15 protein-coding genes, 1 pseudogene and 1 other annotated feature are annotated in these 20,422 nt (G+C 36.7%); of the genes and pseudogenes, 9 read left to right on the top strand and 7 right to left on the bottom strand.

Going from position 1 to position 20,422, the window contains the following annotated elements; genetic code table 11:
* The first annotated feature begins 36 nt into the window (after nt 1-36).
* Nucleotides 37-246 (top strand) — a binding site (T-box leader).
* A gap of 55 nt (nt 247-301) precedes the next feature.
* From hisS to IGK21_RS11030, 4 genes are all read left to right on the top strand, one after another.
* Entirely contained in the window at nt 302-1,594 is a 1,293-nt protein-coding gene (gene hisS, locus IGK21_RS11045; protein WP_010720876.1) for a histidine--tRNA ligase, read from the top strand.
* 14 nt (nt 1,595-1,608) lie between these two features.
* Nucleotides 1,609-3,375, top strand: coding sequence for an aspartate--tRNA ligase (aspS, locus tag IGK21_RS11040; RefSeq protein ID WP_161652057.1), 1,767 nt, complete (start codon nt 1,609-1,611; stop codon nt 3,373-3,375).
* A gap of 447 nt (nt 3,376-3,822) precedes the next feature.
* On the top strand, nt 3,823-4,698 hold the full coding sequence (locus IGK21_RS11035) for a YitT family protein (protein WP_010720874.1): 876 nt from the start codon (nt 3,823-3,825) through the stop codon (nt 4,696-4,698).
* Between the two features lie 442 nt (nt 4,699-5,140).
* On the top strand, nt 5,141-7,087 hold the full coding sequence (locus IGK21_RS11030) for an acyltransferase family protein (RefSeq protein WP_010720873.1): 1,947 nt from the start codon (nt 5,141-5,143) through the stop codon (nt 7,085-7,087).
* 113 nt (nt 7,088-7,200) lie between these two features.
* Here IGK21_RS11030 and IGK21_RS11025 read toward each other — a convergent pair.
* The 6 genes and pseudogenes from IGK21_RS11025 to IGK21_RS11000 all read right to left on the bottom strand — a co-directional run.
* Nucleotides 7,201-7,467: pseudogene (locus IGK21_RS11025) on the bottom strand (transposase); the annotation flags it as partial.
* A 15-nt stretch (nt 7,468-7,482) separates the two neighbouring features.
* Nucleotides 7,483-7,761 carry a hypothetical protein gene (locus IGK21_RS11020; RefSeq protein ID WP_081128426.1) on the bottom strand — a complete coding sequence of 93 codons (279 nt, stop codon included), beginning with the start codon at nt 7,759-7,761 and terminating at the stop codon, nt 7,483-7,485.
* 46 nt (nt 7,762-7,807) lie between these two features.
* Nucleotides 7,808-8,197: a hypothetical protein gene (locus IGK21_RS11015; RefSeq protein WP_181915117.1), complete on the bottom strand. Its 390-nt coding sequence runs from the start codon at nt 8,195-8,197 to the stop codon at nt 7,808-7,810.
* 268 nt (nt 8,198-8,465) lie between these two features.
* Entirely contained in the window at nt 8,466-8,561 is a 96-nt protein-coding gene (locus IGK21_RS11010) for a hypothetical protein (protein WP_438719487.1), read from the bottom strand.
* A 238-nt stretch (nt 8,562-8,799) separates the two neighbouring features.
* The gene (locus IGK21_RS11005) at nt 8,800-9,081 is read right to left on the bottom strand and encodes a GIY-YIG nuclease family protein (RefSeq protein ID WP_053766274.1); all 282 of its coding nucleotides are present in this window, start codon (nt 9,079-9,081) and stop codon (nt 8,800-8,802) included.
* Entirely contained in the window at nt 9,071-9,805 is a 735-nt protein-coding gene (locus IGK21_RS11000) for a tRNA1(Val) (adenine(37)-N6)-methyltransferase (RefSeq protein ID WP_010720871.1), read from the bottom strand. The genes IGK21_RS11005 and IGK21_RS11000 overlap by 11 nt, the downstream gene beginning before the upstream one ends.
* 128 nt (nt 9,806-9,933) lie before the next feature.
* Here IGK21_RS11000 and IGK21_RS10995 point away from each other — a divergent pair, with 128 nt between their 5' ends.
* From IGK21_RS10995 to IGK21_RS10980, 4 genes are all read left to right on the top strand, one after another.
* Nucleotides 9,934-10,560 (top strand): lysophospholipid acyltransferase family protein, encoded by a 627-nt coding sequence (locus tag IGK21_RS10995; protein WP_010720870.1) that lies wholly within the window; start codon nt 9,934-9,936, stop codon nt 10,558-10,560.
* 200 nt (nt 10,561-10,760) lie between these two features.
* Nucleotides 10,761-11,891: an exonuclease SbcCD subunit D gene (locus tag IGK21_RS10990; protein WP_181915116.1), complete on the top strand. Its 1,131-nt coding sequence runs from the start codon at nt 10,761-10,763 to the stop codon at nt 11,889-11,891.
* Entirely contained in the window at nt 11,888-15,022 is a 3,135-nt protein-coding gene (locus tag IGK21_RS10985) for an AAA family ATPase (protein WP_181915115.1), read from the top strand. Before IGK21_RS10990 ends, IGK21_RS10985 begins: the two co-directional genes overlap by 4 nt.
* Nucleotides 15,023-15,037: 15 nt before the next feature.
* Nucleotides 15,038-18,232 (top strand): DEAD/DEAH box helicase, encoded by a 3,195-nt coding sequence (locus tag IGK21_RS10980; protein WP_181915114.1) that lies wholly within the window; start codon nt 15,038-15,040, stop codon nt 18,230-18,232.
* A gap of 119 nt (nt 18,233-18,351) precedes the next feature.
* Here IGK21_RS10980 and IGK21_RS10975 read toward each other — a convergent pair whose 3' ends face one another.
* Nucleotides 18,352-19,059 (bottom strand): HAD family hydrolase, encoded by a 708-nt coding sequence (locus tag IGK21_RS10975; RefSeq protein WP_010720866.1) that lies wholly within the window; start codon nt 19,057-19,059, stop codon nt 18,352-18,354.
* Between the two features lie 778 nt (nt 19,060-19,837).
* On the opposite strand from IGK21_RS10975, the gene spxA reads away from it, so the two are divergent.
* Nucleotides 19,838-20,236: a transcriptional regulator SpxA gene (spxA, locus tag IGK21_RS10970; protein ID WP_002296384.1), complete on the top strand. Its 399-nt coding sequence runs from the start codon at nt 19,838-19,840 to the stop codon at nt 20,234-20,236.
* The last annotated feature ends 186 nt before the right edge of the window (nt 20,237-20,422 follow it).

Here is a 20,422-nt window from a genome sequence, read left to right as displayed (position 1 = left end):
TTACGCCTTGTTTTTAGTAGGTTATAGGTAATATTGAAAATATCAATGAAAGAGCGAGTAAGTTTCTGAAGCTTTACAAGAGAGGATCATCAAGGCTGAAAATGATCTAAAGTTTTAGGTTCTAAAAGACACTCTGGAGATGGACGAGTGAAAAGCCGTCCCGTGTACGAGCGTTAATCGTTAGAGGAAAGAGCAATCTTTCAAAAATAGGTGGTACCGTGTATGAATTAGTCATTCACCCTTGTTCGTAATGAATAAGGGTGGATTTTTTTTTACATAGAAAAGTAAAGGGGAGAAAAAAATGAGTTTCCAAAGACCAAAAGGAACAAATGATATTTTACCTGGTGAGTCAGAAAAATGGCAGTTCGTGGAAGAAACAGCGCGTTTATTGTTTAGAGATTATCAATACAATGAAATCCGCACGCCTATTTTTGAACACTATGAAGTCATTTCTCGAAGTGTAGGGGATACAACGGATATCGTGTCAAAAGAAATGTATGATTTCTATGACAAAGGGGAACGCCACATCACTTTACGTCCAGAAGGAACAGCACCGATCGTTCGTTCTTTTGTGGAACATAAATTATTTGGACCAGAATATGCAAAACCTTATAAAACATTTTATATGGGACCAATGTTTCGTTATGAACGCCCTCAAAAAGGTCGTTTACGTCAATTCCATCAAATAGGAGTAGAAGCTTTTGGTTCTGACAATCCAGCAACTGACGTAGAAAGCATGGTTATGGCCCTTGATTTCTTCAAACAATTAGGAATCACTCAAATTCGATTAGTGATCAACTCGCTAGGAGATAAAGAAACGCGTCAAGCATATCGTCAAGCATTGATCGACTATCTTTCACCATTTGAAAAAGAGTTGAGTGAAGATTCACAACGTCGTTTGCATGAGAATCCGTTGCGGGTGTTAGATAGTAAAGACAAACGAGATCAAAAGTTTGTTGCTGATGCACCATCGATTTTAGATTTCTTAAGCGAAACAGCACAAAAACATTTTGATATGGTCGTTGCTATGTTGGATGCACTTAATATACCTTACGAAATCGATAGCACGATGGTTCGAGGGTTGGATTACTATACACATACAATCTTTGAGATTATGAGTGATGCACCAAAGATGGGCGCACAAGCGACGATTTGTGCAGGTGGACGTTACGATAATTTGGTTGAAGAACTAGGCGGACCTCAAACACCCGGTTTTGGTTTTGCGATGGGGATCGAACGCTTGCTGTTAACAATGGAAGCAGAAGAAGTCGTGATTCCGGCATTTAATGAATTAGATGCTTATGTCGTGGCTTTAGGCGAAGAAACGAATATCGAAGCATTGAAACTGGTGCAAACGATCCGCAATTTTGGGTTTTCAGCTGATCGTGATTTTATGGATCGTAAAGCAAAAGCACAATTCAAAACGGCTGATAAAGCGAATGCTAAGTTAGTGTTAGTTATTGGCGGAGATGAGCTGGAAAACCAAACGGTCACAGTCAAATCAATGGCTAATAGAAAAGAAAAAAGCTTTAGTTTAACAGAAGTTTATGAACATTTTGATGAAGTCTATGATGAAATGACTTTATTCGAGTAGGAGGAAAAAGAAAAATGGCACAAAGAACAACTTATTGCGGTTTGATTTCAGCAAAAGAACTAGATCAAACTGTTACATTAAAAGGGTGGGTACAAAAGCGAAGAGACCTAGGGGGAGTAATCTTTATTGATTTACGTGACCGAGAAGGAATCGTCCAAATCGTTTTCAATCCTGAAGTCAATAAAGAAGCATGGGAAATCGCGGATAAATGTCGGAGTGAATACGTGATTGAAATCACTGGTGTGGTTCGTAAACGTGAGGAGCTAGCCATCAACCCTAAAATGGTCACTGGTGAATATGAAGTATTCGCAAACGAAATTGTTATCTTGAACAAAGCAAAAACACCACCGTTTTTGATTGAAGACGATCAAACAGTCGGAGACGAGATCCGTATGAAATATCGTTATTTAGATTTGCGTCGTCCAAAAATGACGAAAAATATCAAAATGAGAAATGAAACAACGAAAGCAATCCGTCATTATTTAGATGATAATGATTTCATGGATATCGAAACACCTTATTTAGGAAAATCAACGCCAGAAGGGGCTCGTGACTATCTTGTTCCTTCGCGTGTTTACCCAGGGCACTTCTATGCGTTACCTCAATCACCTCAGTTGTTTAAACAATTATTGATGAACGCAGGATTTGATCGTTACTACCAAATCGTTCGTTGTTTCCGTGACGAAGATCTTCGTGGTGATCGTCAGCCAGAATTTACTCAAGTAGATATTGAAACGACATTCTTGACGGCAGAAGAAATCCAAGATTATACCGAAGGCTTGATTGCGAAAGTGATGAAAGATGTTCGTGGAATCGACGTTACTTTACCGTTTCCTCGCATGACGTATGACGAAGCAATGAATCGCTACGGTAGTGATAAACCAGATACACGTTTTGAGATGGAGTTGATCGACTTAAGTGAAATCGTCAAAGATGTTGATTTCAAAGTCTTCCAAATGGCTCTTGAAAAAGGTGGCGTCGTCAAAGTTTTAAATGCTAAAAATGCTTCAAGCAACTACTCTCGTAAAGATTTAGATACTCTTGGGCAATACGCTAGCCAATTTGGTGCGAAGGGATTAGCTTGGCTAAAAGTAGAAGAGGACGGCTTGAAAGGTCCAATCGCTAAATTTATGGGAGATGCAACAGAAGCAATCGTTCAAGCGACAAACGCTGAAGTTGGAGACATTTTATTATTTGGTGCGGATACAAAAGAAATCGTAGCTGCAACACTAGGTGCAATCCGTACACGCTTAGGAAAAGAATTAGGCTTAATTGATGAATCAAAATTCAATTTCTTGTGGATCACAGAATGGCCACAATTTGAATATTCTGCAGAAGAAGGACGCTACGTATCCGCTCATCATCCATTTACGATGCCAAAAGAAGAAGATCTTGAACGCTTGAGTACAGATCCAGCTAGTGTCTATGCAGAAGCATATGATATCGTATTGAATGGCTATGAGCTAGGCGGTGGTTCAATCCGGATCCATACTCGTGAAATCCAAGAAAAAGTCTTAGAAACTTTAGGCTTTACGAAGGAACAAATGGAGGAACAATTTGGTTTCCTATTAACTGCATTGGATTATGGGTTCCCACCACATGGCGGTATTGCTCTTGGCTTGGACCGTTTTGTGATGTTACTTGCTGGTGAAGAAAACATTCGTGAAGTTATTGCTTTCCCTAAAAATGGTAGAGCAGCAGATGTCATGAGTGATGCACCAAGTACGGTATCAGATGCCCAATTATTTGACTTGAATATTGATGTAACCAGCATGGACTAAGTTTATTCGTATTGAACAAAAGACTAGTAACTCAATTCCATTGATCGTTTTATAAATAATAAGTACGGGAGTCTGGACTAGGTGTAAAAAGACTCTCGTACTTGTTTATGTTGTCTTGATTTAATTCCAAAACGATTTATAATTAAGCCATAGCGTATAATGTCAGTTGAGTTTTAACCCATATTTTCAATGGATGCTACGTTTAGTGATGCGATAGGCGAAGAATGAATCCTTCTTTTGGTTAGTGTAATGATGGATCATTATAGAGTAGTCACTGAACGTAATCGTTCGTTCTTTCATTATATACTACGTATCTTTACTCACTATCCAAATTAAAATTAAGAAAGGAAATTCCGGGAAAAGAGAGAAATTGACTTCCAGCCAATGATTGTCTCTTCATACGAATTCATATGAAAATTACGAGATCGTAACCGGAAATACAAAGCAATGAAAAAAACTTTCGAAAATTGGGCGCATCATGATTATACGACCAAGCTTTCGGTATCTATCGTTTATGCATTGATTGCATCAGTAGCACTAAACTTTTTTTATCAACCAGGACATATTTATTCAAGCGGAATCACTGGCTTGGCACAAATACTGACTACTTTATCTAAATCGTTGATTGGATTCGAAGTACCCGTCTCAACGACTTTATACTTATTGAATATTCCTTTATTTGTTCTTGCTTGGGTGAAGATCGGTAAGAAGTTTACGATTTTTACATTTATCACCGTGACATTGACGTCACTTTGTATCCATATCCTTCCTCTAACGGTTCTTTCAACTGATCCAATCATCTGCGCGATTTTTGGGGGAGCTGTGATGGGGTTAGGGATCGGGTTAGCCTTAAGAAATGGCTTATCCTCAGGTGGTTTGGATATCGTCAGTATCACTATTCGTAAAAAGACAGGAAAATCGATTGGTTCAATTTCGATTTACTTCAATGCATTGATCGTTTTCGTAGCTGGTATCCTTTTTGGCTGGCAATACATGTTTTATAGCGCACTTTCGATCTTTGTCAGTGGGAAAGTAACCGACGTGATGTATACGAAACAAAAGAAAATGCAAGTGATGATCGTAACGAAGCATCCCGAACGAGTAGTCAATGAAATCCAAAACTGTATGCGTCGTGGAATCACGATCATCAATGAGGCAGAAGGAGCTTACAAGCACGATAAACAAACGGTGTTGATGACGATCGTTACACGCTATGAGTTGCCTTTGTTAAGAGAAGCGATGAAAGCTTCTGATCCACAAGCGTTTGTCAGTATCGCCGAAAATGTCCAAATTCTTGGTCGGTTTTATGAAGAGGGCGTTTAGTGCAAGTGCAACTTATTGACAGAAAAAGTGACATATCCAAATAAATGAATCGATCAGTGTGGCTGGAAACAACTTTATTCTACAAATCGTTTGATAAAGTTGGGCATTGTGTAGCTTGATTTGTATCTGGAGGGTGAGAATCTTCAAACAGTTTATCCTGTTTTGAGATTTTCACCCTTCATTTTGCTAAATTTGTCGTAACGATCTTAGTAAAGTGATTCTTTCAGTTAGATGTAATCTTACTGAGACTTCAAGGTTATTTTTAGTTATACGTTGTTCATAGTTGAATTTTTATTAAAGTTGCGGAAAAAGTTATTCTTTTTTTCAAAGTTTTATGGGAAGATAGAAATGATAGCGAAAATCACATGAATTTTTCTTGCTATTTTTGTACAATACACGTATATTACAAATGAAAAAAGTTTATGAAAAGTTGGAATATTGAATGGAAAAACAAAAAAGGTTAAAAAATAGTCGCTACATTACTGGTTTTGACGGTATTCGTTCTTTGGCAGTAGTAGGAGTGATTTTGTACCATTTGCTCCCTACAAGTTTGAAGGGTGGTTATTTGGGCGTCCCGATATTTTTTGTTGTATCAGGCTATTTGATCACTGATTTATTACGGCAAGAATGGGAACAAAATGGCAAAATCAATATTTGGCAGTTTTATGTCCGACGAATGAAAAGGTTATATCCAGGATTAGTGTTTTTACTAATCACTGCATCTGCTTATATTACGTTATTTCAACGAGGGTTATTGAATAACTTACGAGGAACAGTCGTTAGTAGTTTATTGTATGTCAACAACTGGTGGCAAATAAAAAATGGTTTGTCTTATTTTGATCGATTTGCCAATGAATCACCGTTTACCCATATTTGGTCATTGGCGGTGGAAGGTCAAAACTACTTAGTTTGGCCCATTCTTTTTGTTTTGTTAATGGTTTTTGTACGTAAAAAGAAGTGGATCGTTTATACAGTCTTAGGAGGATCACTTATTTCTGCGATCCTCATGATGATCCTGTTTACGCCAGGCGGCGATCCAACTCGAGTATATTATGGAACAGATACGCGATTGTTTTCAATTTGGTTAGGAAGTGCTTTGGCTTTTGTCTGGCCAAGTACCCGATTGAAAAAAAATATTCCAAAGCAAGCAAAACGGGTGTTGAATCTAGCCGGATTGATTTCACTGATCGCATTGATCCTCTTCTTTTTCTTGTTAGATGATCATTATAGTTTTGTCTATTATGGGGGCATGCTGTTAGTTAGTCTCTTCTGTGTCGTTTTAGTTGCGGTAACAGCGCATCCAGGCGCAAGTGTGAACAAATGGTTAACCAATCCCGTGTTTTCTTGGATCGGTAAACGAAGTTACGGCATCTATCTGTATCAATTTCCAGTCATGATTTTTTATGAAGCAAAAGTTGCGAATATTGCGGATCATGTTTTGCTTCATACATTGATCGAGATTTCATTGATCCTGATCATTAGCGAACTTTCTTATCGCTACATTGAACGTCCTTTGGCACGATTCGATTATGGACAAACGATTCAAGTAGTCAAAGGCTGGTTCACTAAGCCGATTATCAGCAAGCAAAAACCTTGGGTCATTCCGGGAACATTGATGGTGTTGATCGCTCTTGTTGGTTTTGTTACAGCACCTAAGAATTCAGTGACTGCGGATCAAAAAAAATTACAAGCACAAATTGCTGAAAGTAAAAGATTGGCGGAGGAAAGCCAGAAAAATGAAGATAATAATTCCAACACCGTTGATCAAGCAGTTCTTGATAAATATGGGCTAACAGCTAAACAAGGAAAGAAAGCGCAGAAATTAGAATTGACAGCATTTGGGGACTCAGTCATGTTAGATGCAGCGACTGATTTGAAGGAGTTATATCCTAAAGTTGTTGTTGATGGAGACGTTGGTCGACAATTATATGCGAGTGAGCCATATATTGAAGAACTGAAAAAACAAAACCTATTGAAAGACACGGTTTTGATTGGCTTAGGAACAAATGGAGCCTTTTCTGAATCGCAATTTGATAGCATCATGAGTGCCTTAGGAGATCGTAAAGTTTACTGGGTAAATGTCCGCGTTCCTACAAAACGTTGGCAAAACGATGTGAATGCCTTGTTAGCACAAATGGCTAAAAAATACGATAATCTTACATTGATCGACTGGTATGATTATAGTAATAGCCACAATGATTGGTTTTATGATGACCAAGTACATCCAAATCCAGAAGGAATGAAACACTATATCCATTTAGTAAGTGAAACTTTATTAGGGAAAGATAAAACGAAGAAAACTGTTTCAAGTGAATCAACCCAAAATGATACGAATACTAATAGTGGTAGTGTAGCTAGTTCTGCTAATGGAAATGGTAGTACGGAATAGTTGAATAAGAGATAAGACATCTTGATTTTCCAGCTCTTTGTCAATAAGGACTGATAAGTGGTATAAAATCAAATCCGGGTCAGAATGAACCTCATTCTGACCCGGATTTTTTGTTATTTCACGTTAATTAATTGATTGCTCAAAAAGACTCTAATATTCATGTTCTCAAATGATTTAAGTCCGTAAGCTACATGTTTGACTGTCTTTATGTGGGGATTCTTTGCTTCTATTTTTCCATTAGAGTAAGGGTAAATCAGTGCATTGGTAATTCCTTCTTCATAAGAAAGAAGGTTTTGAAGTTTCGCTCGAAAGCGATCATCCAGCGCTTCTGGAAGTTTTTTTAATAAGGAGAAGAATAAGATAGAATCTTTGAGATGAAACATCTTCTTCCTAGGTCAATTAATAGTTGAAAAAATAATAAATAAAATCAAAAGTATAATTTCAATCAGTGGTTCAATCCAAATTTTTTCTGAATTTATAAATACATTCTTTTTATTTTTAACTAGTCCACCACCATATTCTTTTGGAAGTATTAGTTCCAAGAGAAAACCAAATAATAATGGTATTAAAAATACATACTTAGATCCTTTTATTAGTAAGTAGACAGAAGAAAAACTAAGTAAGAACTGTATTACTTTGACTATTCTAATAGAACGAATCGTTTTTAATTTCAATATACTGTCACCTTTCGTTTATACAAGAATCATAACTTTACCTTTCCTATAAAGTTAATACGCCAGTGTATTGATAATATGCACCAATATGCGTGCCGTTTTTATACTTACCCGTCCACTTCACATAGCCTTGGTATTTTTTTCCGTCTTTATATTTAACTTGCCAAATTTTTGTCAAGCTTGGAATCCAACGACTTGATCCATATGGTTTGTTTTGCATATAAACATACTCAGAAAAATTAAGCGTGCTGGCGCTACTATGTATCATTAATCCTGACATGTCATACTGTATATTATTAGTGGGTTCGGCTATAACTTCTTCAGTACCAGCCATAGTGTTTTCACTGGCAAAAGCAACTTCACCTATAATAATCATTGAACACGTCATTACCATGTATGTAGTTAAAATTAAGCCTTTTAGTATCACTTTTTTCATTATTCTTCACCTCCTTAAATTACTTTGACACCATACTTCCTATTTCAATTTATCACGTTACCTTTAAATGCTGCCGATATTTTCACAAAGTATCGTTTTAAACTCATAACTGCTAATAATTTTTGATTTTTGGTTGTAACTTTATGTAAAAATCATCAAATCCATAAAACGCCTCAACATTATTTTAATTCTTTGTCAATAAGAACCGATGAGTGGTATAAATTTAAATACGGATCAGAATGAACCTTATTCTGATCCGTATTTTTTGTTATTTCACGTTAATTAATCGATTGCTCAAAAAGATTCTAATATTCATGTTCTCAAATGATTTAAATCCGTAAGCTACACGTTTGATTGTCTTTATATAGGGATTCTTCTGGAAGCTTTCGTAAGCAACCTCGATACATCATCAGTCCAATAAATTATAGAGCCGATTTTCCTCTATCAATGAGAGCTTAACTCATTTGAAAGGATCTCAGATGTCTTTTCAATTGTTTGAAGTAGGTAACAATCAACAGCCAAAAAACTAATTTTTGTGTTTTTGTTTAGTTCTCGTACATTCCCTTAAAAGGTCGATTCAGCCCCAGTAATATTGACCCAAATTATTGTTCTGGCAACATGTGAGAGGGCTGTGTCTTTAAATACCGTTCTTTTTGAGTGCGCGTGAGTTTTTTAAAGGCTGCTTCGGCTTTTGTTGCGTCACTCCTAGTTGCAAACACCTCAGCATGGATCATTTTGACGGGGCGCCTTTTTTGTAATCGGGTATATTTAGCTCCTGTCCCATGATTATGTTCTGCTAATCTTCTTGAAAGATCCGTCGTATAGCCACCGTAAAACGTGCCATCTTTACAAGCTAAGACATAAAAATAATGCTCACTGGCCATAAAGAATTTCTCGGATTTCATTTGTATAGCTACCATCAGGCATGTATGTGATCAACGGTGAAGCAACTTTAAATCCATCTAATTTGCCTTCTTTGATTCCTTCGATCAACAAAATATTTGCCTCTTTCCCCATTTTTGGATAAACGAATTGAATTTTTTTAGGGGCGATACGGTGTTTTTCTAGTAACTGAATAATTTCTAAAAAGCGGTCTGGGCGATGGACCATTGCAAAGCGTCCATTGGTTTTTAATAATTTACTAGAAATTTGGATCACATCTTCAAGGGTAGTATGGATTTCATGTCGAGCAATCGCTAAATGCTCATTCGGATTTTTTTTATTGGTTGGTAATCCCTTAAAATAAGGGGGATTACAGACGACTAAATCACATGAATTATGACGAACAACGGATAAACTTTCTTTTAAATCAAGCGTATGGATGGTCATTTGGTGTGTTAGCTCGTTTAATTGGATACTACGTCTTGCCATATCCGCTAAACGTGGTTGAATTTCGATGCCATCAATCAACGCATTCGTTCGTTTGCTTAAAAAAAGACCGACTGCACCATTCCCTGCACAGAGGTCAACGATTTGTCCTTTTTTCGGTACACGTGCAAAATGAGCAAGTAAAACAGCATCTAGTGAAAAAGAAAAAACGTGAGGACTTTGAATGATTTTAATATCATTTGCATATAATTGATCGATCCGTTCATCTTCGTGAAGCATGGGTTCCCTCCAAAATGAAAAAACTAAGTGATTGTATTATACTATTTTTATAAAAAAGAACCAAGGTACCTTGTAAAGTTTCCTAAATTTAGGCATACTATGACCATACACCTAGAAAGGAAGAGACTATGTTCTATCGATTTATGAGAGGGCTAGTCCGAGTGATCTTAGCAGTGATCAACGGCAATGCCCGATATGAAAATAAAGAAGTTTTACCACAAGATGAGAATTATATTTTGGTAGCGCCACATCGAACTTGGTGGGATCCTTTATATCTTGCTGTAGCAGCTTCGCCTAAAGAATTTAGCTTTATGGCAAAAGAAGAATTATTCAAAAATCCAGTATTACGCTTTATTTTGACACATGCCCATGCGTTTCCAGTAAAAAGAGAAAATCCAGGACCTAGTGTCATCAAAACGCCAGTTAAAATTTTAAAATCTACTCATTTAGGTTTGATTATGTTCCCAAGTGGAACAAGACATGCAACGGAATTAAAAGGCGGAATGGCATTGATTTCTAAAATGTCAAAAGCAAAAATCGTTCCTGCTGTCTACCAAGGACCATTGACTTTGGGTGACTTATTCAAGCGAAAACGTGTGGTTGTGCGTTTTGGTGAACCAATCGATTTGTCTGATATCAAAAAAACAGACAAAGAAGGAATGGCAGAAATCGAACGTAGAACACAAGCCGCTTTCGATCAACTAGACAAAGAAGTCAATCCTGACTTTAAATATGAAATCAAAAATAAAAAGTAAATGATTCTTTTTCAATAAAAATCAAAGCGCAAGGTAATGATAAAAGTTGCGATTCTTTCTAAGCATGGGATTATCTATGTTTATACGGAATCAGCAACTTTTTTTCATTGCCTATTTGTTTTAGTCCGTAATGATCCTAGGTATCATGTAATGAGGGGAAGTGTTATAATAATTAGAAGGACATTTTTTGAGGTGATGAGATGCGTTTTTTACATACAGCTGATTGGCATATTGGAAAAAAACTACAAGGATACGATCGAATCAAGGAACAAGAGCATGTTTTAACCCAGATCTTAGCAATTGCAAAAGAAGAAAATGTTGATGCAATCGTGATTGCAGGAGATCTTTATGATCGAAGTGTTCCGTCAGTGGATGCCATTGAAGTGTTCAATCAATTGATGGTCGAATGGAATCTACGGGAAGAATTTCCGATTTTTGCGATATCCGGAAATCATGATAGCGGTATTCGTCTTTCGACAGGAACACCTTGGTTCAGTCAGTCCGATTATTATTTACAAACTAGATTGGCAGAAGCCTTTCAACCAATCATATTCAAGGATACGCAATTTTTCCTTTTGCCTTATTTTGAACCAATCTCAGCGAGGATATATTTTGAAGATGAGCAGATACGCACCATTCAACAAGCAATGGAAAAAGTCATTGAGAAAATGAAAACGCAGTTTGACTCAACGAAAAAACAAGTATTAGTGAGTCACTTTTTTGTGACCGGGAGTATGAAATCAGATTCAGAAACCAAAATTGAAGTAGGCGGATTAGATGCTGTTCCAGGAGATTTACTTGAACCATTTGATTATGTCGCATTAGGACACCTCCACAATCAAGCAGCATTGAATCAAAAAAATGCCCGTTACAGTGGGTCGCCTTTAAAATTTTCATTGTCAGAAATCAATCAAAAAAAAGGTGTCTGGATCGTAGATTTAGAAGAGAACGTCTCTTTGAATTTTCGAGAACTGACCCCGTTATATGATATTGAAGAAATAACAGCAAGTTTTAAAGAGCTGTTGAATCCAGATTTTTATCAGACGATCAATCGTGAAAATTATCTCCAAATTTATTTGGAAGATCGAACAATTATCCCTAACATGATGAATCAATTAAGAAAAATCTATCCACGGATACTTGGTGTGGAACGTTCAAACGGTCGAGTAGAACTGAAACTGGGAAAACAAAAAAAGATGATGACAAAGGATCCACATAAGATCGCACAAGGCTTTTTCAAAGAAATGACCAAGGAACAGTTGACGAACAAGCAGGAAATCTGGTTAAAAGAAACGCTACAAGAACTCACGGACAGGAATGATCAGCAATGAAACCCAAGAAATTACGACTAAAAAATTTTGGTCCTTTTATTGACGAGACAATTGATTTTGCGAAATTGACCGAAGCACCACTATTTTTGATTACTGGAAAAACAGGTGCAGGAAAAACGACTCTTTTTGATGGAATGACTTATGCATTGTTTGGTGAAACTTCTGGCAGAATCAGGACTGGTAAAGAAATGCGGTCTCTTTTTGCTACGCCTGAAGAAGAAACGTGTGTCTTTTTTTCATTTGAGCATCAGCGGCTGAATTATGAGATTGAACGTAAGCCAGAACAACTCTTGGCCAAACGTAAAGGTGAAGGCAATCGAAAGCAAGCAGCAAAAGTTTCTTTGACGATCTTTGATGAAGCGGGCAAAGAAATGCGCCAATACACGAAACGTAGTGAAGTGGATCAATTAATCAAAGAATTAATGAATCTGGATGCGAAACAGTTTTCTCAGATCGTTTTACTACCTCAAGGAGAATTTCGTAATTTTTTAATTTCATCAAGTAGTGAGAAAGAAATTGTCTTACGTAATTTGTTTGGCACGCAATTTTTCCAACAACTTAATGAACAATTGAAAGAAAAAGCCAAAGAACATCAAAAAAAATTAGATCATCTTGAGCAAGAATTGAGTTTGCTGCAAAAACGGTTTATCCCTTTGGACACAGGAACGGTTCCTGAAACCTTAAGTTTCGATGCGTTATTCACTTATTGGCAGGCAGAGCAAACAATATTACAAGAAAGACTTCTCCAAGAAAAAAATAAACTGGTTCATTTACAAGAACAACAAAAGCAATTAGAAGATACCTATTATCATTCGCAAACATTGCAAACACGTCAGGAAGAAAAGCAAAAATTAGAGCAAAAACATGCAGAATTGATCCAGCAAGAAAGTGAAATCAATGAAATAAAACAATGGATCACTCATTATGAATTTGCTGAACGACTGGTCGATACGTTGACACGAAGCCAAGAATACCAGAAAGAACAAGCAGAACTGATTGATAAAGAACAGACTTGTTCTGAAACATTCGTGCAACAAGAACAAGCGTATGCACAGTGGCGTAAAGATGAACCTGAACGAAAAAATGCCCAACAAGAAATGGAACATGCAGCGAATCGATTACAAGTCATGAAGTCATTGATCCCAATTGCGGAAGAATGGCAAAAAAAGCAAAATGAAAGTGAAGAATTACAAAAGGCAAAGAAAAAAGCAGAAGAAAAAGAACAAAAAATTCTTCAAGAACAAGTCCAGTTAAAAGAAGAAGAACAAAGACTAGCCGAACAGCTGCTTGACCAAGATCGCTTGCACAGTGATCAATTGTGTTACGAACAACTTCGGCATGAGCAAGAAAAGTACCAAACTATCCTTACAGAAAATCACCAGAATGCAGAACAGTTACAGGTGAATCAAACCAAGTTGTCCGAACTGATCAAACAACTTCAAGCCCAACAAGTAACATTAAGTAAGCAAAACAATCAAGTTGATCATTTAAAGAGTCAATGGGCAAGCCAACAAATTGCGAAGTTGCAATTGTTACTATTACCGGGGCAACCTTGTCCAGTTTGTGGTTCAATTGAACATCCTAAACAACAAAATGAGCATGTATTGCCTAATCAAGAAGAATTTGTCCAACTGGAAGCAAATTTAGCCGAGGCAGAAACAAACCTTGAACAAATCAATCAAGAAATAGGGCGTAGTGAAGCAGAAAAAGCACAAATAGAACAAAAAATAGCTGACTTGGAAAACTTCGGAACAGAAAAACAAGTAGAGATCCAAAAAAGCAAAGAACGATTACAACATTTGATCCAGCAATCGTTTAAATTTGCCATAGCAGATGATCCTCTTGTATCCTTAGAAAAAATCCAGCATGATTTGGATTCGCGTGCAGAGGCCATCACACAGGCAAAAATCGCTACTCAAACACTAACTGAACGTTTAAGTCTTATCGAAGATCAGCGAAAGAAGATCACCGAACAAATCAGCCAAAACAAAGAAGAGCTCCAACAAGTACAAGGGGAGCTTGTTACCTTGACGAAACAGTTAGAAGGACAAAATACTCAGACTTTGATTGAGGATGTCAACCAATTAGAAGAAAATGTTGCGATGAAAGCCCAATGGTTAGCAGAAGAAAAAACAAAAGAACTTCGTTTTTCTCAAGAAATCAGTTTGTTAAAAGCGCAAATGGCTAATATTCATGAGCAACAGGCAAAAATTGAAAATAAAATTCAGCGTATCCAAGAGCAAATTTCAGCAAAAATAAAAGAGCAAGCTTACTTTAAAGAAGCAGATGAGGTATTGGCATTTGCTAAACAAACAGTTGAATACCAAGAGAAGAGTCAACTGGTCAACGCATATGAGAAAGAACGATTAATCGTTGAAGACCGCTTAAGCCAGTTGAACCATGTTGCTTTAGCTGAAACACTTCCTGATTTAGAACAATTGGAGCAACAACTAGATGAGCTAAAAGCTGCGGTTCAAACACAACAGGAACATTGTTATCACTTGCAAGAGCAAGAACAGCAGAATCAGCAAATCATCGAAGAATTTTCTTCGATTTATCAAGCGAGTCAAGAACAATTAGATGAATTGATCCAACTACAACAATTATCGCAAACGATGAATGGGGAAAACCCTAGAAAAACCAGCTTGGAAAGATACGTACTACAAGTGTATTTACAAGAAGTACTACAAGTGGCAAATGTGCGATTGCAACGTCTGACGAAAAATCGTTACCAATTTGAGCTTGCAGATGAAGTGGGAAGTTACCGTGGGAAAACAGGGTTGGAGATCAATATCTATGATGATGAAGCAGGTCTGACACGTGGGGCTCATACGCTATCTGGTGGCGAAAGTTTTATTGCAGCTTTATCCTTAGCGTTGGCTTTAGCTGAAGTGATCCAGACACAAGCCGGTGGTGTGTTGATCGAAGCGTTATTCATTGATGAAGGATTTGGATCGTTAGATGAAGAAGCACTTGAAATGGCGATTGAAGCATTAGAAACAATTGAAAGTGAAGGTCGTATGATCGGGATCATCAGCCATGTGAGAGAATTAAAAGAACGAGTAGTACAACAAATCAGAATCGAAACAGAAGGTAGCGGACAAAGTAAAGTACGCTATCATCTTGGATAAGAGGGGGATTAACTGATGAAATGGAGCATTCCAGAAAAAGTCATTGCAAGAGGACGTCAATATCTGCAAGAAGGACGGGTATTATCGGTTGTCCCTGACCAAGAAGAAAAAGTTTGGCATGCGGAAGTCTTAGGCAGTGAATTGTATATGGTCGATTTAGATGGGACAGCCAAAGAAGTCGATTTCTGCCAATGCCCTTATTGGGAAGAACATCATTATTGTAAGCATACAGTGGCAGTCGAACTGTACTTGCGCTCTAAGAATCTTTCACGAATAATCAAGGCAGATCAACCTACGTTAGAACCAGTCAAAAAAAGTAGCGAAGGTGAAATTTTAACGAAAGGTTTTTCAAGACTAACTGTCAAAAAAAATTCACCACGGACGCAACCATTGATTGTGGAATATCAAGTAGAAACGATTGAGACCAATCATTATCATCCGGAATTAGCTATTTTAGCCGTTTATTTGCGGATTGGCTATTTAGATCAGCCAAAGAAAACGTATATCGTTAAAAACATTTTTGATTTTTTACATTCCTATATGGAAAATGAACGTTACACTGTGAATAAACAATACCAGTTCCATCTAGATCAACGAGCTTTTCAAGGAGAAGATCAAGTAATCTTAAAAACGTTAGCTGAGTGTGCCCAAACGCAACTTCTTTTAGGTGCAAACGGCCTACAAGTTAAAGGGAAATTAGATAAACGCTATTTGTTATTACCGATCGAACAAGCAAAAACATTGTTAGAACAAATGAACCAAACGACGAAACTCCAAATGAAGATCGGAGAAGTGAATTATCAAGGAGTCCGATTTTCGAATAATGAGCCTTCCTTAGAATTTGAAGTAACAAAAAAAGAAGAGGCTTATCAATTAAGTGCACTGAATGATTTTGAATTATTCTTTACTCATTATCAATGGGGAATGATCCAAGGAACATTTTATTCATTAACAAAACGTCAACAAGCAGTCTATTTAACTTGGAAACAGCTTATGAGAAGATTTGAGAAACCAGAAGTATTGTTTCTTAAGCAAGAACTATCCTCATTATTCAAAGAAATCATTCCATTGCTATCTGAAATTGGTCAAGTGAGCATAGCGGATGAAGTGAAAGCAGAAGTTGCTGACGTGCCAGTGGAATTTATTTTCTTCTTTAGAAAATCGAAAGGCAAGATCCAGGCTCGTGTTGATTTTGTCTATGATGAAGTCGTTTTTTCAACAGATAAAAAACATGAAGTTATTGCTGAAAATGCTTCTGAAGTATTAAGAGACAAAGCCCAAGAACAACGTGTATTAGACTTGTTCAAAATGTATCGCTACCAACGAAATGATACAGGCTATGAACGTTTATTGCCAACAGGAGAAGAGTTGTATACTTTTTTCCGTACGGAGTTAGCCGTTTTTCGTCAGTTTGGTGAGGTCCGCCTTGGGAAAAAACTTCGGGAATTGTATTTAGATGCACATCGACATCAACCGAAGATCGAAGTGGAAGAAACCAGTTCATGGTTAGATATTCGTTTTGATGTGACTGGGATTGAGGAACAAGAAATCAATCAGGTCTTACAAAGTTTGTTGCGAAATGATGCTTTCTATACGTTAGAAAATGGGCAAGTATTGTCCTTTGATTCCGAAGAGTTTCAGCAAACAAGTCAAATCTTGCAACAATTCCGTGAATCGATCCGTTCAGAATCTGGAACGATCCATGTGCCTAAAAACCAAGGATTGATCATTCAAGATAAGTTAGCAGGAAGTTCAGCAACTTTTGGTGACTCCTATCAAAAAATGATCCAAGATCTAATACAACCTGAACAATATCAAGTATCCTTGCCAGCAGGTCTACAAGCTGAATTGCGTGATTACCAAAAACAAGGATTTCGATGGTTGAAAATGCTAGGAAATTACCAGTTTGGCGGAATTTTAGCAGATGAAATGGGTCTAGGAAAAACCCTTCAGACAATTGCCTATTTGCTTTCAGAAAAAGAAGAAAAAGGCGAACTCTCTGCTTTGATCGTCGCTCCTGCTAGTTTGATCTATAACTGGCAAGCAGAAGTGAAAAAATTTGCTCCTTCTTTGAGCATCCAAGTAATCAACGGGAATAAAAAGGAACGAGAAGAACTATTAGCTCGTAAGGCAGATATCAGAGTCACTTCTTATGCTAGTTTAAGACAAGATTTAGCAGATTATCAAAAACATGCGATTAATTATTTGATCCTTGATGAGGCTCAGATGGTTAAAAATAGTAGTACCAAAACAGCTCAAGCGCTACGAGAATTAAGTGTACCGCAACGTTTTGCCTTAAGTGGGACGCCAATTGAGAATAATCTGGAAGAACTATGGTCGCTCTTTGCGACGATTATGCCGGGATTTTTCCCGAATAAGACCCGCTTTAGAGAGCTGGCACCTGAAGAAATTGCCCGAATGATTCGTCCGTTTGTGTTACGAAGGGATAAGCAAACCGTGTTAAGCGATCTGCCAGAAAAAACCGAGATGAATCTTTATTCTGCATTGACAGAAGAGCAAAAAACCGTGTACTTGGCTTATTTACGTCAGATGCGAGAAGAGATTTCTACTATGGACTCAGAAGCTTTTAAAAAGAATCGCATCGGTATTCTAGCTGGTTTGACACGATTACGCCAAATTTGCTGTGATCCAAGATTATTCTTGGAGGATTATGAAGGTGGCTCAGGAAAGCTAGAACAAGTCAAAGATCTACTGGTCGCAGCCAAAGAAAACAATCGGCGGGTTCTGTTGTTTTCTCAATTTACAGGTATGTTGACCATCTTACAAGAAGAACTAGCAGAATTAGGAATTTCTACTTTTTACTTAAGAGGAAGCACCAAACCGCAAGATCGTTTAACGATGGTAGATGCATTCAATGAAGGAGAACGAGATGTCTTTTTGATTTCATTGAAAGCTGGCGGAACCGGACTCAACTTAACGGGAGCAGACACGGTAATTCTGTATGATTTATGGTGGAACCCAGCCATTGAAGAACAAGCGGCAGGACGTGCGCACCGTATCGGACAAAAAAATGTGGTCGAAGTTTGGCGCATGATTGCAGAAGGAACGATTGAAGAGCGAATGGATTCGTTACAACAAGAAAAAAGAGAGTTATTCCAAAAAGTCATCCAAGGAAATGAAGACCAATTAACCAAATTAACGGAAGATGATATCCGAATGATTCTGAGTGTCGGAGACCTGGAAGACTAAAAATTTTGAAACAAAAAATAATTAAATCTTAAGACTCAATAATAAAAAACTCTCGAAACAAGATTATGTTTCGAGAGTTTTTTAGTTATTTGTTTTGCTAGGAGCTGTGCATGGATGCTTTAGCTGAAAATTACTTTCATCGTTTCTAATAATTGATCAAATGAGGTGATTTCGATATCACAGTTCAATGGACCATCAACTTTTCGTTCACGATGGTTAAACCAAAGCGCTTGCCAACCAGCTCTTTTAGCACCTAATACGTCATTGTCGTAGTTATCGCCTACATATAGAGTTTCTTCTGCAGTTAGATTGAAACGTTCTTCAGCAAGTTGAAAAATCTCTTTTTCTGGTTTCTGAAATCCTGTTGCTTGCGAAACGATCATATGCTGTGAAGGAATCCAGTTTGCTAATTGAAGTTGATTCAATTTTTTGGTTTGATGATCGGTGGGACCATTGGTAATGATTCCGAGAGGGATATTCATTTCAGTCAAGAAGTCCAATGTTTTCTTTACTTCCTCATGAAGACAGATATTATCTAATTCTTCTTCATAAACTTGTTGGAAATAAAGACCTTCTTCTTCAGTAATATGTGGATAATCTAAGTCTTTTAGTGATTGGCTGATTCGATGTGCACGCATATACTCCAAGGTCCATTTTCCTGCCATCACTTTAGGGAAATTTTCATCACTGTGATGACGGAACCGGAGATATAATGGTCCCATATCTATATCTGAAACAAGCGGCACTACTTTTTTTACCGCATTTCTAAATGGCTGTTGTTGATCGTACATCGTATCATCAACGTCAAAAACAACTGACTTAATCAAATTCTACACGCCTTTCGGTTTTCATCATTTTTTTCATAAATCCTCGACTATTGTATCAGAAAAATACCGGTTAAAACGTTGTTAAATAAAGGTTTTTATTACTATATTTCGCTTTTCTTGACAGAATAAGCTTTTTAAGTTTCAGTTTTTTTCACTAAAATAGTAAAATTGAATATCATTTGATTATCTGATGAATAAATTAATCCTCAATGAAACGAAATTCTGACTAATTTTAATAGAATAATCCTATTTTACTTGATAAAGAATGTTTTTTTTAATACAGAAAAACGAAAATGATTAAAATATAAAATAACACTTGATGATGACGATAAGGCGTTTTGTAGTGATTTTCATTTTATAACCATTGTAATATAAAAGGGTGCTTAATTAGCGGACAAAATAAGGGTTAGGTTCAATTAAAAGGACTGTTGTAATAGCAAACAAAATAAAGCAGACAGAAATAAAAAACATAATTTTTTCAAAGAAACCGTTTTTTTGTGGGGTGAGTAATAAAATAATAGTACAACTTTAAAGTCTGTTTCAATGGCAGGTTATATTTGAATTAAATTTGAAAACTCTCATTTTTTAATTGCTAACTAAACGTAAAGTGTTGGTTTTACGGAATATAAATCTTAGATAACTTTCATTTTTTTGATAAAATATTATGAAAAAAGCTAGCTATTTAAAAGTTGATTATGTATAATAGAAACAGATGGAAGATTATAATGATCTTCTGTTACAAAAAAGTGACATTAGTCATGAAAAGGAGTGGTGCACGTTGTTAACACTATATACTTCCCCAAGTTGTACTTCCTGTAGAAAGGCCCGTGCGTGGTTACAAGAACATCAAATTCCATTTGTTGAACGAAATATCTTTTCTGAACCATTAAATAGTTCAGAATTAAAGGCAATCTTACAAATGACTGAAGATGGCACAGAAGAAATTATTTCAACACGTTCAAAAGTTTTCCAAAAACTAAACATGGATCTTGATGATTTACCATTGCAAGAACTGTTAGAACTCGTTCAAAATAACCCTGGATTGTTGCGTCGTCCGATTATGATCGATGACAAACGCCTACAAGTTGGTTTCAATGAAGATGAAATCCGTCGTTTCTTACCACGTGATGTACGTCAATTGGAATTGCGTCAAGCACAATTAATGGCTGGATTATAGAAAATAAACGTTAACTTAGAAAAACTATTTTTGTAGTTTTTCTAAGTTTTTTTTTACCAGAATAGAAAGTACATATAACTAGATGTAACATGCAAAGGAATTTTACTCTTTGGGTGATAGCGAGATTTGAGAAGACCAAAATACTTGGTCTCAAAAATTCGATTCATTGTTAAGGATTACTTTTTG

The organism is Enterococcus sp. DIV1421a (assembly GCF_051711025.1).
Classification (GTDB): domain Bacteria; phylum Bacillota; class Bacilli; order Lactobacillales; family Enterococcaceae; genus Enterococcus_B; species Enterococcus_B hirae.
Note: the sequence above shows the minus strand (reverse complement) of the source record. Positions and strands in the feature narration are given on the sequence as shown.

Excerpts from the sequence above, each read along its gene's own strand:
- hisS (WP_010720876.1), top strand. The coding sequence starts at position 302 with ATGAGTTTCCAAAGACCAAAAGGAACAAATGATATTTTACCTGGTGAG.
- aspS (WP_161652057.1), top strand. The coding sequence starts at position 1,609 with ATGGCACAAAGAACAACTTATTGCGGTTTGATTTCAGCAAAAGAACTA.
- IGK21_RS11035 (WP_010720874.1), top strand. The coding sequence starts at position 3,823 with ATGAAAAAAACTTTCGAAAATTGGGCGCATCATGATTATACGACCAAG.
- IGK21_RS11030 (WP_010720873.1), top strand. The coding sequence starts at position 5,141 with ATGGAAAAACAAAAAAGGTTAAAAAATAGTCGCTACATTACTGGTTTT.
- IGK21_RS11015 (WP_181915117.1), bottom strand. The coding sequence starts at position 8,197 with ATGAAAAAAGTGATACTAAAAGGCTTAATTTTAACTACATACATGGTA.
- IGK21_RS11005 (WP_053766274.1), bottom strand. The coding sequence starts at position 9,081 with ATGGCCAGTGAGCATTATTTTTATGTCTTAGCTTGTAAAGATGGCACG.
- IGK21_RS11000 (WP_010720871.1), bottom strand. The coding sequence starts at position 9,805 with ATGCTTCACGAAGATGAACGGATCGATCAATTATATGCAAATGATATT.
- IGK21_RS10995 (WP_010720870.1), top strand. The coding sequence starts at position 9,934 with ATGTTCTATCGATTTATGAGAGGGCTAGTCCGAGTGATCTTAGCAGTG.
- IGK21_RS10990 (WP_181915116.1), top strand. The coding sequence starts at position 10,761 with ATGCGTTTTTTACATACAGCTGATTGGCATATTGGAAAAAAACTACAA.
- IGK21_RS10985 (WP_181915115.1), top strand. The coding sequence starts at position 11,888 with ATGAAACCCAAGAAATTACGACTAAAAAATTTTGGTCCTTTTATTGAC.
- IGK21_RS10980 (WP_181915114.1), top strand. The coding sequence starts at position 15,038 with ATGAAATGGAGCATTCCAGAAAAAGTCATTGCAAGAGGACGTCAATAT.